This is a genomic window from Thermodesulfobacteriota bacterium (genome assembly GCA_040757775.1).
GTDB lineage: Bacteria > Desulfobacterota > UBA8473 > UBA8473 > UBA8473 > UBA8473.
The window spans coordinates 32,550-47,091 of the sequence record JBFLWQ010000001.1; the positions used below are offsets into that span (position 1 = coordinate 32,550).

Annotated in this window: 13 protein-coding genes; 2 read left to right on the top strand and 11 right to left on the bottom strand. The window is 42.3% G+C overall.

All coding sequences use genetic code 11. The features are described from left to right. Positions 1-4: 4 nt before the first annotated feature. Positions 5-190, bottom strand: a complete 186-nt coding sequence (locus AB1401_00180) for a DNA gyrase inhibitor YacG (protein MEW6613879.1) — start codon at positions 188-190, stop codon at positions 5-7. Between the two features lie 202 nt (positions 191-392). Here AB1401_00180 and AB1401_00185 point away from each other — a divergent pair, with 202 nt between their 5' ends. After that, the gene (locus AB1401_00185; GenBank protein ID MEW6613880.1) at positions 393-2,291 is read left to right on the top strand and encodes a SurA N-terminal domain-containing protein; all 1,899 of its coding nucleotides are present in this window, start codon (positions 393-395) and stop codon (positions 2,289-2,291) included. A gap of 194 nt (positions 2,292-2,485) precedes the next feature. Next, positions 2,486-2,686 (top strand): cold shock domain-containing protein, encoded by a 201-nt coding sequence (locus tag AB1401_00190; protein ID MEW6613881.1) that lies wholly within the window; start codon positions 2,486-2,488, stop codon positions 2,684-2,686. A 112-nt stretch (positions 2,687-2,798) separates the two neighbouring features. On the opposite strand, the gene AB1401_00195 is transcribed toward AB1401_00190, so the two are convergent. The 10 genes from AB1401_00195 to AB1401_00240 all read right to left on the bottom strand — a co-directional run bounded on the left by AB1401_00195 (position 2,799) and on the right by AB1401_00240 (position 14,410). Then, complete coding sequence (locus tag AB1401_00195; GenBank protein ID MEW6613882.1) at positions 2,799-5,138, bottom strand: VWA domain-containing protein; 2,340 nt, start codon at positions 5,136-5,138, stop codon at positions 2,799-2,801. A 7-nt stretch (positions 5,139-5,145) separates the two neighbouring features. Then, positions 5,146-6,072 carry a transglycosylase SLT domain-containing protein gene (locus tag AB1401_00200; GenBank protein MEW6613883.1) on the bottom strand — a complete coding sequence of 309 codons (927 nt, stop codon included), beginning with the start codon at positions 6,070-6,072 and terminating at the stop codon, positions 5,146-5,148. A gap of 226 nt (positions 6,073-6,298) precedes the next feature. Beyond that, positions 6,299-7,474, bottom strand: a complete 1,176-nt coding sequence (locus AB1401_00205) for a CaiB/BaiF CoA-transferase family protein (GenBank protein ID MEW6613884.1) — start codon at positions 7,472-7,474, stop codon at positions 6,299-6,301. Between the two features lie 133 nt (positions 7,475-7,607). Next, the gene (locus tag AB1401_00210) at positions 7,608-8,786 is read right to left on the bottom strand and encodes an acyl-CoA dehydrogenase family protein (GenBank protein ID MEW6613885.1); all 1,179 of its coding nucleotides are present in this window, start codon (positions 8,784-8,786) and stop codon (positions 7,608-7,610) included. Positions 8,787-8,940: 154 nt separating this feature from the next. After that, positions 8,941-10,137 carry an acetyl-CoA acetyltransferase gene (locus tag AB1401_00215; GenBank protein MEW6613886.1) on the bottom strand — a complete coding sequence of 399 codons (1,197 nt, stop codon included), beginning with the start codon at positions 10,135-10,137 and terminating at the stop codon, positions 8,941-8,943. Positions 10,138-10,283: 146 nt separating this feature from the next. After that, positions 10,284-11,732, bottom strand: coding sequence for an OB-fold domain-containing protein (locus tag AB1401_00220; protein ID MEW6613887.1), 1,449 nt, complete (start codon positions 11,730-11,732; stop codon positions 10,284-10,286). Between the two features lie 446 nt (positions 11,733-12,178). After that, positions 12,179-12,508: a hypothetical protein gene (locus tag AB1401_00225; GenBank protein MEW6613888.1), complete on the bottom strand. Its 330-nt coding sequence runs from the start codon at positions 12,506-12,508 to the stop codon at positions 12,179-12,181. Between the two features lie 130 nt (positions 12,509-12,638). Further along, positions 12,639-13,463: an SDR family oxidoreductase gene (locus AB1401_00230; protein MEW6613889.1), complete on the bottom strand. Its 825-nt coding sequence runs from the start codon at positions 13,461-13,463 to the stop codon at positions 12,639-12,641. A 40-nt stretch (positions 13,464-13,503) separates the two neighbouring features. Next, positions 13,504-13,938 carry a MaoC/PaaZ C-terminal domain-containing protein gene (locus tag AB1401_00235; protein ID MEW6613890.1) on the bottom strand — a complete coding sequence of 145 codons (435 nt, stop codon included), beginning with the start codon at positions 13,936-13,938 and terminating at the stop codon, positions 13,504-13,506. A 25-nt stretch (positions 13,939-13,963) separates the two neighbouring features. After that, on the bottom strand, positions 13,964-14,410 hold the full coding sequence (locus tag AB1401_00240; GenBank protein MEW6613891.1) for a MaoC family dehydratase N-terminal domain-containing protein: 447 nt from the start codon (positions 14,408-14,410) through the stop codon (positions 13,964-13,966). Positions 14,411-14,542 lie beyond the last annotated feature (132 nt).

The window sequence follows — 14,542 nt, forward strand, 5'->3', positions numbered from 1 at the left end:
AGCTCTAAGGATCTTTTTCTTCCTTATCATTTTTATCTCCATTGATAGACTGCCCTGAGATGACATAACCACTGTCAAACCATCTGCCAAGGTCAATCAGCTTACACCGCTCAGAGCAGAAGGGACGGAATGGATTTGCCTCCCACTCAACCTTCTTCCCACATCTAGGGCATCTTACCTTCATAGGCATTCCTTCAAAGGATCTTTATTGACAAATTTATTTTCTTTTAAAACAACCTTTCAATTACCAATTTTTTTGCCTGATTGTCAAGATAATAAGCATCTGAAGTTTCAGTCATAAAAAAGTTGCTTTTTTTGTGACAATGGGTAAAATTACTAATCTGATATATGCCCAAATTTAAGAAAGATTAATCACACGAAAGGTAAATAATATGCTTGATCTAATGAGAAAACATGCTAGATCCTGGTTCATACAGATAGCCCTCTTTGCTGTAATACTAGTTTTTGTCTTTTGGGGAATCGGGAGTTTTAGCAAGGACAAAAGCAATAGAATAGCAACTGTCAACAATAACCCCATAACAATCCAAGAATACAGAGAAACCTATGAAAATCTGTTAAAGAGATATCAGGATATCTACAAGAATGATCTCTCTGAAAAAATGATTGATCAGCTAAATCTCAAAGAAATGGCTCTGGAAGGTTTAATAGAAAGGGCCCTTTTGATACAGGAAGCAGATAGGCTGGATTTAAAAGTAACTCAGAAAGAACTCAAAGAATCAATTATGAATCACCCTGCCTTTCAGAAAGACGGGAGGTTTAATCATTACCAGTATGTAAACTTATTGAGATACCACAGGATGACACCCGAGGAATTTGAAGCATCTCAAAAAAGGGACATCTTGATAAAGAAGGTTGAATGGGTCATAAAAGATAGTGCAAAAATATCTGACAGGGAAGTACTGGATGTCTACACCTTAGAGAATGAAGGTGTTAATATCGAATTTATCAGGTTAGCAGCCTCCTCTTTTACAGACAAGGTAAAGGTGTCAGATGAGGAAGCAAAGGATTATTTTTTAAAGCACAAAGAAGCGTACCAAACACCAGCGAAGGTAAACGTTCAGTATTTGAGTTTTAATCCAAAGAACTATGAGCCCAAAGTCCAGATTACAGAAGATAATATAAATGATTACTACCAAATGAACACAGAAAAGTTTACTCTGCCAGAGAAAATACAGGCAAGACATATATTAATCAGAAGTTTTGCTGATGATGATCCTGAATCGGTTAAGAGGGCGGGAAAGAAAGCGGAAAAGGTTCTTTCTGAGATACAAAAGGGGGCAGATTTTGCCACATTAGCCAGGGTATACTCAGATGATCCTTCGGCAAAGAAGGGCGGAGAGTTAGGTTATATAGATAGAAAAAGTTTAATGGGACAGATCAGAGAGGCTATATCTTCCCTTAAGAAAGGAGAAGTTAGCCCAATTATTAAGAGTCCTTTCGGCTTTCACATACTAAAGATTGAAAAGATTCTAAATTCAAGAACCATGCCTTTAAAGGAGGCAAGGTCACAGATTGTTTCCATATTGAGGCAGGAAAGGGCACAGGAATTGGCAGATGAGAAAGCAGAAAACGTTAATGCAATGATTAATGAAGGAGGAAACCTTAAGAAACTTGCCTTCAATATAAAGATGGATTTACATGAGACAGGCTTCTTCGCTATAGGAGAAAGCATAAAGGAACTGGGCAGAAATAAGCCTTTTTCTGATGCCGCTTTTTCTCTTAAAAAGGGTGAGATAAGTCAGTTGATAAAATCCTCGGGTATAAATTACATCCTGCAGGTGGTTGAAAGGGTAGAACCTCGAATACCCGAACTCCACGAAGTCAAAGATGGGGTAAAAAAAGATGTACAAAATGAAAAAGGAAATGCTATGGCCAAAGCAAAGGCAGAAGAATTAGTAGAAGAGTTACGGATGGGTAAAAAATGGGAACACCTAACTTCTGAAAATAAATTAAGGGTTGAAGAAACAGGGTTTTTTAAAAGAGGGGACAGTATCATACCAAACATTGGATACTCTGAAGAGATTAAAGAATATGCATTCTCTTTAACCCCAAATAATCCCTATGCTAACAGGGTGTTCCATACTAACGATACTTACTTTATAGTTAAATTGAAAAGTAAAAAGGATGCAGATGAAGAAAAATTTAATTCGGTGAAGGATAGGCTCAAGAAAGTGCTTATTGAACAGAAAAAAGAAGAGATCTTTCAAACATGGATCAATAGTCTAAAAGCCAGCGCAAAGATTGTGAAAGATTTAAACAACATTAGGTGATGAAATGCCATGGCACATGCTATTTTTTGCTTGACACAGAACCCTTATTTCGCTATAAAGGATGCTATATTAAATGATCCGTATAATTAATTTAGTTGGTTCACGGGTCGGTTACACTCACAAAGATTATCCCTTTGTCAGAGTTGCGACCTGAGTTTTGGGATCATAGAAGTTTTATAAAGGAGGCCATTGCTTTGGTAGAGGGAACTGTAAAGTGGTTTAGTGACAAAAAGGGATACGGTTTTATCAGTCAGGACGAAGGTGGAGATATTTTTGTCCACTATTCATCCATCAACACGACCGGATTCAAGAGCCTTGCTGAAGGTGACCGGGTAAGTTTTGAAGTTGAAGAGAGCAACCGGGGACCTGTGGCTAAAAACGTAAACAAGGTCTAGTTTACTGCGGTTAAAGTAATCTAAAAAGTATAGATTCTAACGTTTGGAGATACTAAAGGTACTTAAATATAAAACCAGGTATTGCCAAATATAAGCAGGTTTTTACATACGGTTAAAGATAGCTCCTTTCTTCAAGCAATGCCGGGGTAAGTTCCTTTGCCCCGCCGATAACGTAAATTCTTCCTTTCCCAATCCTGGAAATTTCTCTCATAAGCCATGGATTTGCCGATTTCTCATTAATACAGATAGATGATATAGTTATACCTTTTCTAATAGTCTTCGAAGCCTCTTCCAGACAGTATCTTTCAGGAAAAGGTTTGGGGGCATTCGCATCTCCATCAGAAACAAGAACTATATGCTGTTTCACTTCTCCCCTTTTGTGTTGAGTTAAAAGGGAACGGGACTTTGAAATGCCATACCCGATGTTAGTGAAGGCATTTTCATGAAGTTCCAGGTCTAAAACCTTCTTTGCAACCAAATACGGATTACCAGTAATTTCTACCACTATATCAGCCATATTTGAGAAAGTTACCACACCAATCCTGTCTTTATAATGGGTGCAGGCTAAGGCAAGTGCAACAGCGCTCTCTTTTGCATACCACAGTTTATCCAGTTGAGACATTGTCCCTGAAAGGTCTATGGTTATTGTAATCTCCAACTTCTTTCTAATATCCCTTTTCTTTACCATTATATCTTCTCTGGCTATATGATCACGCCGATTTTTAATGGCTTCTCTGATAGTATCCTTTATAGACACATCCCTGTATCTGTCACCAAATCTGTATCTCCTGAAACCTACTATCCTTCCGTCACCAAAGTTCAACCTCTTCCCAGTTTTGTGCCGCCCATCTCCTGATGAATTGTAGTAATCCCAGTATTTCGGGACCAACTTTTCAAGGAGCATCGTGACTGCTTTCCTGGTCATGTCCCATCCCTTACCACTCTTTTCAAGGACGTTTTTGTCCTCAAGCATATCCAGAGTCTCCTTAAGGGCAAGTTCTTCCAACTTTTTTTTGTACTCTTCAAACATTTTGTCCTTATTTTTCCGTACATTTTCTATCTCCCAGAGGAGGTCTTCCGTTATATCCTTTCTATTCCCCGATTGAATATCCTCATCGAGCCGCTCTACCGCCTTTTTGTGTATTTCAGCAAGTTTAGATTCTGGAAACCTATGGATCCTCTTTAGTAATAAGTCAAAATACCCCAGTTTTAGAGGTTGTTTGAATCTCTCAACCCGCATTATCTCTTCGATAAGATCTCTAACCTCTTCCTCGGTCAGAACAATACCATATTTCTTTTTATCACTGCCATATAGGACTTCATCTACTATCTCCCCAATAATCTCATCAGGCTCCCTTACGGCTTCTGCATGAGGGGCTATGGTTATCCTGTGAGGCAAGGAGACTCTTGAAGCTGCTTTAAGGATTTCATTCTCCTTTTTTGAGCTTATACGCTTGTATATCGGGATCAACTCAGCAAATTTGACTTCCCCTCTTGTACTAACGCCTCTTTTTATATCAGGATGATCTCTTGTTTTGTGGACAATTCTCATTATATTATCCTTTAGGCTATCATCCAGATCTTTTCCATCGAAGAGAATCTGTCCCTCTATTCCACGGTTTTGAAGATAATATAGTTCTACAATATCAAAGTGATCAATCATATCTATAGGCAGAGACCTCAATGCCCCTTCTCCACCTGTAGCAATGATTAAGGTATCCAGAGGAATTCTTTCTTCGTAGCCACCAATAGTTATGGAATCTTCCAGAGCGTTGAGAACAACATTCAATACCCTTTCCGGTATTCTGTCTACAAAGTCTAAAAGCAAAAATCCTCCATTGGACCTCAGGAGTTTACCCGGCGTAAATGCTCTTATGTCATGGAGTCCGTAAATAATAGCAGCCTCGGGATCCAGCCCACCTATCAAGTCTTCTGGAAGCAACTCAGGACTTCCCTGAACCCTCTTTACTCTTTGAGAAGCAGGTATAACTTGAAGCTCTATCTCCAATTCCATTTTCCTATTCATGCACCAGGGACAAAGGGGCCTTTGGGGGTAACAATTTACGGGGCAGTCTTTTATAACCTCTATATCACCAAGAATATTGCTAATCTTCTCTGCCAGCACCGTCTTTCCACTTCCCGGGGGCCCAAGAATAAGCAAGTGGTGGCCTGAATAAAGGCTTGTTATTATTTCTTCTTTCTTTTTGTCCTCCAGATGAAAACCATCAAATAGCCACTTTTTAGTTTCTTTTAAAGGAGTAGCTTCAAGACGGTCTCTAATCTCACTTCGTAACAAATCAGGCTCCTTCCTTACTATCGGCGTACTGGTATAAATAATATCAACAAAACTTACGAAAATTATCGTGATCTTGATAACACAGGAGGGGTTAAATACAGAGGTGATCTTTAAGCGAAAAGGTTCTTCTTTGACAATAAAGGTAAGAAAGGGCATAAAAACTCTATTTTTCTAACCACCTCTTAAAATTCTCTGTAAATAGTCCAGAATTTCCCTTGGGTATTCTTATCAAATGCTTACCCGGGGGCAGATAATATCCTCGTATTTCAGGATTTAATTCTTTTATTTCTTTAAAAAACGAGTTTGCCGCCTCAGCAATTACCCTTATGTGGACATTAAAAGGTATATCAACCCATACTTCATCGAATTCAGTAGGATTGTAATATTCATCTTCATCGAGGTCAAATCCATAATTCTCGGGGTTGGAAAGGATGATCTTCGCAGCAAGTATCCTGAAGACAAACCGTTCTGTCTCTAAAGGCAGATTCAGCTTGTAATAGTTATTCACCCCCTGCTCTCTTATCTCCTTTTTAATCCTGTTTTCACCACAATTATAGGCAGCAAAGGCCAATGCCCAACTATCAAAGGTTTCATAAAGATAGCTTAGATAGTCTATTGCTGCATCCGTTGATTTAGAAAAATTCAGCCTGTCGTCAAACCACTCATTAACCCTCAAATTGTACCTTTTTGCTGTTCCATCTACAAACTGCCACGACCCTGCTGCGCCTTTTGCAGAATAAGAGTATTTTATTAAAGAACTTTCAATTACTGCCAGGTATTTTAAATCCTCTGGAAGACCTTTTTTTGTGAGTCTGGCTTCGATGTACGGGAAATACCTCTTGGATCTTTTAAGCCACATCACGACTTGAGGTATGTTCCCAACGGATACAACAAATTCCCTGTCTAACATTTCCCACACACTCTGATTATCCAGCGGAACTGTCTCGTTACATAGGGTGAGTTTCTTCGAAGATCTGTATTCTTTCAGGGAATTGATGGGGTATTTAAATGAGTCTTCTGCATTTAAATGAGAGACGGTAAAAATAAAAAAATATATACTTAAACAAAATGCTCTTAGAGTAATATTCATCGCTTGTGTCATCCCAAAATTATGTTTTGAAACATGGTCTCTCTACAAGACCCTTGAAAATGCCGCCTTTGTCAGTACAGGCTTGCCCCCGTATCGAGTACTGTGCAGGCACAGAATCCCAAGACACCTTAAAAAGACTGGATTCCTGCTTCCGCAATGACAATTTGATGAGTATCAGGAAAAATTCAAAGCACTATGAGAATGGATTTTGAATAAAAGAGATAGCCTAGATAACCCCTTTTTCTATCATCCCTTTTATATCCTGGTCTTTATAGCCCAAACTCTTTAGAATTTCCTCTGTATGCTGACCTAATGTCGGAGATGGTGTTCTTATCGTTCCTGGTGTTTCAGAGAATTTAAATGGGAAACCCACCGTCGTTACCTTGCCTTCTACAGGATGTTCCATCTCTAGCAACATTTCTCTATGTTTAACGTGGGGGTCCGCCATCATATCTTCTGCATTATTTATAGGGGCATAACATATATCCTTCCCTTCAAAGAGTCCTAGCCATTCCTCCCTGGTCTTCGAGAGAAAGACCTTCTGTAAGTCATCCATGGCTTTTTTCTGACCTTCTCCCATAGCAAACTGGTATTCTTTTAGATCTTCTCGACCGATCAGTTTCAAAAGGTTAATCCAGAATTTGTCCTCGATATTGCCCAGAGAGATGAACTTCCCATCCTTTGTCTTAAATACGTTGTAGCAGGGGGTCTCTCCCGTAATACCCAGCGTCTCTGAACTATGAGACCGTAGGCTTGCAATAAGACTGGCAATATTCATCATATTATAAGATACCATACAGTCGGTCATTGATACGTCAATGTACTGCCCTTTGCCCGTCCTATCCCTAGCAATGATACCTGCTAAAATTGAAAAGGCAGAGAATATGCCTATACTCATGTCTGCAATGGGTATCCCTGGTATCACCGGTGCTCCTGTGTGTCGGCCTGTGGCTTCAAGGATACCAGCCACACTGATATAGTTCATATCATGCCCCGGTCTATCCTTATAAGGGCCATCTTGACCATAACCTGTAGATGAACAAAAAACGAGTCTGGGGTTTATCTCTTTCAAATCATCATAACCCACCCCCAACCGCTTCATCACCCCGGGCCTAAAACTCTCAAAAAGGACGTCGTATTCTTTGACTAACTGGCGAAGTATCTCCTTTCCCTTTTCTTCTCTGAGGTTCAAGGTCATACTTTTCTTGTTACGATTCGCCATTAAAAATACTGCACTTTCTTTCTTTAATTTAGGGGGCATCCATCTCATGTAATCCCCTATTTTCGGTTCTTCTATCTTAAGAACCTGGGCTCCCAAATCAGCCAGCATTAAGGTACAGTAATTAAAAGGCAGCAACCTGGACAGATCCAGTATCTTTATTCCTTCTAAAGCATAAGCCATTTTTGTTTCCTTTCTCTTTTTATTTTCCCTTCTATTTGATGGACTTGTAAAAAGTCAAAATTGGGATGGCAAAGTAATCTGCCAGAGGCGGACAGATAGACTTTTTACAAAGCCATCTGTTAAGTCAACTTTTTTAAGCTAACAGGGTACCTGCAATTACGCTCCTTTGTATCTCATTCGTACCCTCAACAATCTGTAACAATTTCGCGTCCCTTATCCGTCGCTCCATAGGATAATCCTTCATATAGCCGTAACCCCCTAAAACCTGAGCTGCCTCAATAGTTCCTCTCATGGCTACATCCGTAGCAAAGCACTTACACATAGCCCCCAATCTGGACAGTTCCAGTCTCTTTGATTTGATCTTCTGCCATCCTGGTTCGGCAGTAACCGCGTCTATTTGAGAAGCAGCTTTGTATGTCAGTTGTCTTGCCGCCTCCAGCTCCATTGCAATATCTGCCAGTTTAAACTGTATAGCCTGTAAGGTTGCAATGGGTTTGCCAAATTGTATCCTTTCCTTGGCATATTCTATAGCATAATCTAAAGCACCCGCCAAAAGTCCCACACCAGCAGCGGCAACCATAGGACGGGTCTTATCCAGAGTCTCCATAGCTATGTAAAACCCCTGACCTTCCTGTCCCAGGATATTCTCTTTAGGAATCCTGCAATCTTCCATTATAACCTCACACGCAGGTGTAGCTGTATTACCCATTTTTTCTTCTTTCTTACCAATGGAGAGGCCCGGGCTGTTCTTCTCCACTATGAATGCGCTTATCCCTTTTACCCCTGGGGACTGAGAATCCGTCTTGGCAAAGATAGTTATAACATTTGCCCTGTCTGCATTGCTTATAAAACACTTTGTTCCATTTAACACATAGCTATCACCATCGAGAACAGCTTTAGTTTTCATAGATGCACTATCCGACCCGGCTGATGGTTCTGTAAGACCAAATGAAACAAACCATTCCCCGGTGGCTATCTTGGTAAGATACTTTTCTTTTTGCTGAGGACTAGCGGCTATCACTATGGGTTGTGCACCCAAGTCCTGGACCCCTGCCAGCATACAGCAATTTGAACATGCCTTTGCCAGTTCTTCAACAACTATTATAAAAGTCAGAAAACTACCACCGCCTCCCCCAAATTCAACCGGGAATGGTATCCCCAAAAGACCATTTGCCCTGAATAATTCTACAATATCATCGGGAATATGACCTGTCCTGTCGATTTCTTCAGCCCGGGGAGCGATCTTTTCTTGAGACAACCTCCTCACACTATCTCTCAGCATTAGCTGCTCTTCCGTTAACTGGTACTGCATATTTCCCTCCTTATCCCTTTTATCATTAACTGCCAACTCTCTTCACAGAGGGTTCTGAAAAGGAAGACTTTTCAGAACCCTCAAACAGAAAACCCATCTTTAACCATGCATACACCAACACTACTTATGTGCCCAGGACATTGTCTTCTTTTATCTAAAGACCCGCGATGCAAACACTGATGAGATTCATAGCCGGAAAACCACCCATATTGTGGGTAAGCCCTATCTTGGGATCCTTTATCTGCCTTTCTCCTGCCTTTCCCTGAAGCTGTTTGTATATCTCATACATCATTCTCAGTCCGCTAGCCCCTATGGGGTGACCAAAACACTTCAAACCACCATCAGACTGACAGGGAATCTTCCCGTCTAAGTCGAAGAACCCATCTCTAACATCATCTCCTGCCTTGCCTCTGGGTGATATTTGCAGGTCTTCATAGGTCACAAGCTCAGTAATAGAGAAGCAGTCATGAACCTCAAATAAACTCAGTTCTTCTCTGGGGTTCTTTATCCCCGCTTCCTCATATGCCCTTGCTCCACATCGGAAGCCTGTCTCAACATAGCTACCATCCCATTTCGTGTACATCAGTTCCTCTCCTGAACTTATTGCAATCTGGAGGGCCTTGATGCGGACAGGATCGGGTCTGAAACTCTTCGCCATGTCGGCACGGCACAAAATAGCTGCAGCAGCCCCGTCACTCACTCCACAGCAGTCAAACAGGCCTAGAGGCCAGGCGATCATTGGGGCTTTCAAGACCTGTTCTTCCGTCACTTCTGTTCTCAGATGCGCCTTCGGATTCTTTACCCCGTTCTTATGGCTTTTTATAGATATCCTCGCCAGTATCTTTTTCCCCTCTTCCGGATCGATACCATACTTGGCAAAGTATCTTGTAGCCATCATGGCAAATCCCCCGGGTGCAGTCAGCCCAGGCATGATCAGCCGGTTCTTCGTTCCCAAGAGGATAGCCATATCCGGAAGACCTCCATAGCCTGTATCTTTGAGTTTTTCACAACCCAACGCAAGGGCTATGTCGCATGCGCCGGAAGCAACAGCGTAAGCAGCCCCGCGCAAGGCCTCGGAACCCGTGGCACAGAAGTTCTCAACCCTGGTAACGGGCAGGAAAGGCAGCTTTAATGCCATACTCAACGGTGCTGCGGACTTTCCTACGTTTACCTCATCAAAACACGACCCAAACCAGGCTGCCTGGATTTCTTTCCTGTCAATCCCTGCATCCTCAATAGCTTCTTGAAATGCTTCCACCATTAAGTCTTCTGAACCTGCCTCCCATCGTTCACCAAACCTGGTGCAACCCATACCTATAATAGCAACCTTATCTTTTATACCATCAGCCATTTCTGCCTCCTTAATATCTTACATATCGGGGGTTCCTCCCCCGAATTTACTTTCTTGCATCATCCATCAGTAGCAGCTAATACAGGGCTACAGAAACTTTCAAGCGGCTACTGACGGGACAGCTTACCGGAATGGGGCTAGATCCCCTATTCTATAACGGGAACCATTTTCCAGAAGTAACCGTGAATCCCCTTCTGCTCATCAACGTACTTCCTGCGGAAAGTCATCTCCACCTGCATGTCAACCTTGACAGATTCGAGGTCTGCATCGGTCATGTCAAACCAGAACCTGCCACCCCCTTCAAAATTCACGAAACCATAAATTGCCGGTGGATTCACACTGTATGCCAGGTTGTCCGCAGTATAGGTGAAGAGAGTCCCTTTCCTGTTGGAAAAAAGATAGTCTTCCATCTGATCAACCGCCAGACAATCTGGATTTACACATATTCTCTGTGCCGGGAATTGGGGAGTGCCACAACTTTTACATTTCGATCCACATAGCCCAAATATCTGTCTCCGGCTCCTCCAGAGTTCTGATATTGCTGTTGCTGCTATGATTTCCCCACGAATCCCCTTTTCTAAAGGGATAGTATCACGGAAACTGATAGCCTTGTTGTAATTGTTTAGTTCTCTCCTGGTAGCAAGGTGTTTCTTAACACCCCTTATATTGCCCCTTACTTTCTCTATTTCATCGGTTACCTTAAGCAATATAGCATCACTACCATTACCAAAGCTGGCAACAACAATATTGTCACCCGGCTTCGCATCCTCAAGAGCAGCTACAAGCAACAAGAACGGATTACTCGTCCCTGTATAACCTATTTTATCGATCATCGGATCTTGTATCTTAGCCGGATCCAGTCCCAGTTTCTTCCCTATCCCCTTATGATCAGCCGCGTAGAGACAAGGATAGGCTACTTTGGCTATATCTTTCACATCCAGTTTGCATTTCTTGGCTAGGCCGGAAATAGCCTCAAGAATGAAATTCTTATAGCCTACATCCCTTATAAACCTGTCCTCCCACTGGCGATCAAATACGTGCCCCTCGCCTCTCCAGTGATCCACAAAATCATAGGATACTGAATGAGAGCCTTCGAAGCTAGCAATAACCCCGCTGTCGCCAACCGCCAGAGAGGCAGCCGCATCGCCGAAGAGTTCCTCCTGGGCACTCCCCGGCTTGCCCACGCGGCAATCGGAAGCAGAGACTACAACGTTCTTTGCTGACCCTGCCTTTACCGCATCAATTGCCGAAAGGAAGGCGGTAGTTCCTGCCTTAACCGAGGTTGTAAAGTCGGCTGTTCGTATGTCCGATCGGAGAGAAAAAGCAGTTGCCATTATCTCTGCAACCTGTCTCTCCTTGTACGGGGAAGTGGTAGTAGCAAAATAGAGGGCATCTATCTTTTCCCTGTCTACGCCATTCAAGCAGTCCATACCCGCAGCCACAGCCATGGTTATACTATCTTCGTCACAATTAGCCACAGCTTTTTCCCCCGGCATGTAAGTTGCCGGATTTAACCAACCCATAGCTTTGTAAACAATTCCCCTGTTTATCCGATACCTTGGAATATAAGCACCGTACGAGGTTATACCTACCATATCAAATCCTCCTTTTTGTATTGAATGTCCAAGAACTCCTCAAGTTAAAATATGTCCAAGCTTCCCTACATTCTCATCAACGTATGAAACGTAAGATAAATACCACCTCCTTTACAGGAAAACCTGCAAGAACTTTGAAAAAGTATGCCTGCCTGTGCTGTTGGTACGGTAGACAGGTTTCTTTTGGAAAAGCATCTTTGTAAACGAATTCATGATTTTTAGGAGGCTCACCTTAGCGAGCGAAATGCAGAAGATTCCCGTCTTTGTCGGGTTTGACTTACCAGAGACGAAGAGTTTGTTCCGCCTCGGGCGGATTCAATGGAGCGGGTATGGATGGGTCAAAAAATGCCTGCCTGTGCGATGTACGCAGACAGGTATGCTGAAATGAAAAGGGATGCTCCTATCAAACCCCTCCTACCAGCAAAGGTAGTCGAACAAAAACAGTATTACCAGAACTCAACCTGAGTAACCGCTTCCTTTTCTTTAAGAATCCGAGCAAGCTCCGTCTTAGAACTCTCGTCCACTATAGTTTCTACCTCTGATAACGATTTACCAGCTTCATCCGTCTTCTTTTTCCATGCGACAAGGTATCCGGGTATCAAGGCATATCTGCAACCACTAACCCCGCAGCAGGAATTGTCTATAGCAGCATGGCCTATCACATAGAGAACTTCTCTTTCTCCGTAATTAAGCCGTTTTTCTTCTTCCAGCAGATAGTATCCGGCAATAAATCTCACTTCTTTATTCAGCTCTTCGTGGGTATAAATACGCCTCACTTTCAGCACCCCTGATGTCTGAAAAAACGCCAACCACGTGTACCTCAACTCAGTACACTTCGTAGAATTAATCACACATCATAAACCAGAACACCCTGCCTTAAAAGACAGGGTGTTCTTTAATATAAATCTAAAGCGCCATACCGCCACTGCAAATAAGAAGCTCACCTGTTATATAATCGGAAAGGGGTGACGCTAGAAACAGTACAGGTCCGGCAGCTTCTTCGGGTGTACCCGTTCTTTTCAATGGAATCATAGATTTCATAATATCCCTCGAAGTCTTTGGAATACCTACATCTATCTCTTTGTCTCCCACCTTGATTTTTGAGACCAGTTCCTTTTCTCCTGTCAATCTTGTATCTATAACACCATAAGCAACAACATTGACATTGATATTAAATGCTCCCCATTCCTTAGCCATTGTTTTGGTAATCCCAACGAGGGCTGCCTTTGCTGCTGAATAGTTTACCTGACCTGCGTTTCCATAGACACCGGCAACGGATGTGATATTCACTATCTTTCGGTGTATTCTCTTACCTTCCTTGAGTTCTTCCTTTGCTGCTTCTCTCATATATGGAGCAGCAGCTCTGATGATACGGAAAGGAGCTGTAGCATGTATGTCAATCATAGCATACCACTGCTCATCCGTCATTTTTTGGATTACTGAATCCCATGTATATCCTGCATTATTAACCAGGATATCCAGTTTCCCCAGCTCTTTAATTGTAGTGTCCATTAATTTTCCAGGGAAATCTTTATCGGTTACACTGCCTGGAAAAGCTACCGCTTTAACCCCCATCTTCCTGATCTCTTTCGCTGTTTCCTCAGCAGGTTCAGGATCCAAATCATTTATTACAACAGATGCACCCTCTCTTGCAAAGAGGGTAGCTATCGCCTTCCCTATACCACGGCCAGAACCCGTGATGATAGCAACCTTACCTTCTAAAAGTGCCATATTTTGCCTCCTTCAGGGAATTGACATCGATCCCGTTACTTTATGACTTTGATGGCAGGGCAGCCGTTGCTTTGCCAGCTATAACCGTTTCTCCCCTTTGGTTCTCAGAAATCAGATCTATATCTATGCAGTTGTTTCCATCTTTTGTATATTTGTTACTTACAGTCCCCTTAACCGTTATAACATCCTTTGGTTTCGTAACTGCTCTGAAGTTGACCCCAAATTTCTTTAAAGCCTTATTCCCCAGCCAATCCGTAAGTGCCTGGCCAACCATAGCCATACTGAGCATTCCATGCCCTATGACCCCTCCGAAACCTGCCTTTTCTCCAAAGGAATGAACCGTATGAATCGGATTAAAATCACCAGAAGCCCCAGCATACATAACAAGCTGGGTCTCTGTAATGGGTTCTTTGACCAAGTTTGGCATACTGTCCCCAACATTAATGTCCTCAAAGAATACCTGTTTTCCTCCCATGATTTCACCTCTTTTTTTGTCAATTTTATCTTCTCTCTATCAGGGTCATCGTTTCTACTAAAACCTTCTCTTTGTTCTGATTTGTGTAAACGCATTCTAAAACTACGAAGTCCATCGTTCCGCCTTTACTTGCCTTCTCAAAAACATTGGCGATTTTAACTTTCCCCGTTACAGTGTCCCCGGGTTTAATAGGTTTAAGATACTCATATTCCTGTCCACCGTGCAGCACCCTCACCAGGTTCATCTTCAGGTCGGGCACAATCATACCCAACAACCCCCCGGCCATAGAAAAGACCGTTGGAAATGTCGGGGGAAGGGCTAATCCTTCAAAACCTGCCTCCTTAGCAGCTTTTCCATCATAATAAACGGGATTCTTGTCTCCTATAGCCGTTGCGAACTCTCTTATTTTACCCTTCTCCACCTCAAAACTGAATTCCGGATACTCTCTTCCAATTACGCTTTTATCTATCATTTCAGTCACCTCCTTCTAAACTTGAATCCTTATGGTCTTAAACTGCAATCCTTTCATACATATCAGCAAATAAATTGAGACCTTTGAAAAACTGCTAATAGTAGCATTTTGACCCATTCGCTTTCCTCAGGG

Coding starts and splice junctions, on each gene's coding strand:
- AB1401_00180 (MEW6613879.1), bottom strand. CDS start 190: ATGCCTATGAAGGTAAGATGCCCTAGATGTGGGAAGAAGGTTGAGTGG.
- AB1401_00185 (MEW6613880.1), top strand. CDS start 393: ATGCTTGATCTAATGAGAAAACATGCTAGATCCTGGTTCATACAGATA.
- AB1401_00195 (MEW6613882.1), bottom strand. CDS start 5,138: ATGCCCTTTCTTACCTTTATTGTCAAAGAAGAACCTTTTCGCTTAAAG.
- AB1401_00200 (MEW6613883.1), bottom strand. CDS start 6,072: ATGAATATTACTCTAAGAGCATTTTGTTTAAGTATATATTTTTTTATT.
- AB1401_00205 (MEW6613884.1), bottom strand. CDS start 7,474: ATGGCTTATGCTTTAGAAGGAATAAAGATACTGGATCTGTCCAGGTTG.
- AB1401_00210 (MEW6613885.1), bottom strand. CDS start 8,786: ATGCAGTACCAGTTAACGGAAGAGCAGCTAATGCTGAGAGATAGTGTG.
- AB1401_00215 (MEW6613886.1), bottom strand. CDS start 10,137: ATGGCTGATGGTATAAAAGATAAGGTTGCTATTATAGGTATGGGTTGC.
- AB1401_00220 (MEW6613887.1), bottom strand. CDS start 11,732: ATGGTAGGTATAACCTCGTACGGTGCTTATATTCCAAGGTATCGGATA.
- AB1401_00230 (MEW6613889.1), bottom strand. CDS start 13,463: ATGGCACTTTTAGAAGGTAAGGTTGCTATCATCACGGGTTCTGGCCGT.
- AB1401_00235 (MEW6613890.1), bottom strand. CDS start 13,938: ATGGGAGGAAAACAGGTATTCTTTGAGGACATTAATGTTGGGGACAGT.
- AB1401_00240 (MEW6613891.1), bottom strand. CDS start 14,410: ATGATAGATAAAAGCGTAATTGGAAGAGAGTATCCGGAATTCAGTTTT.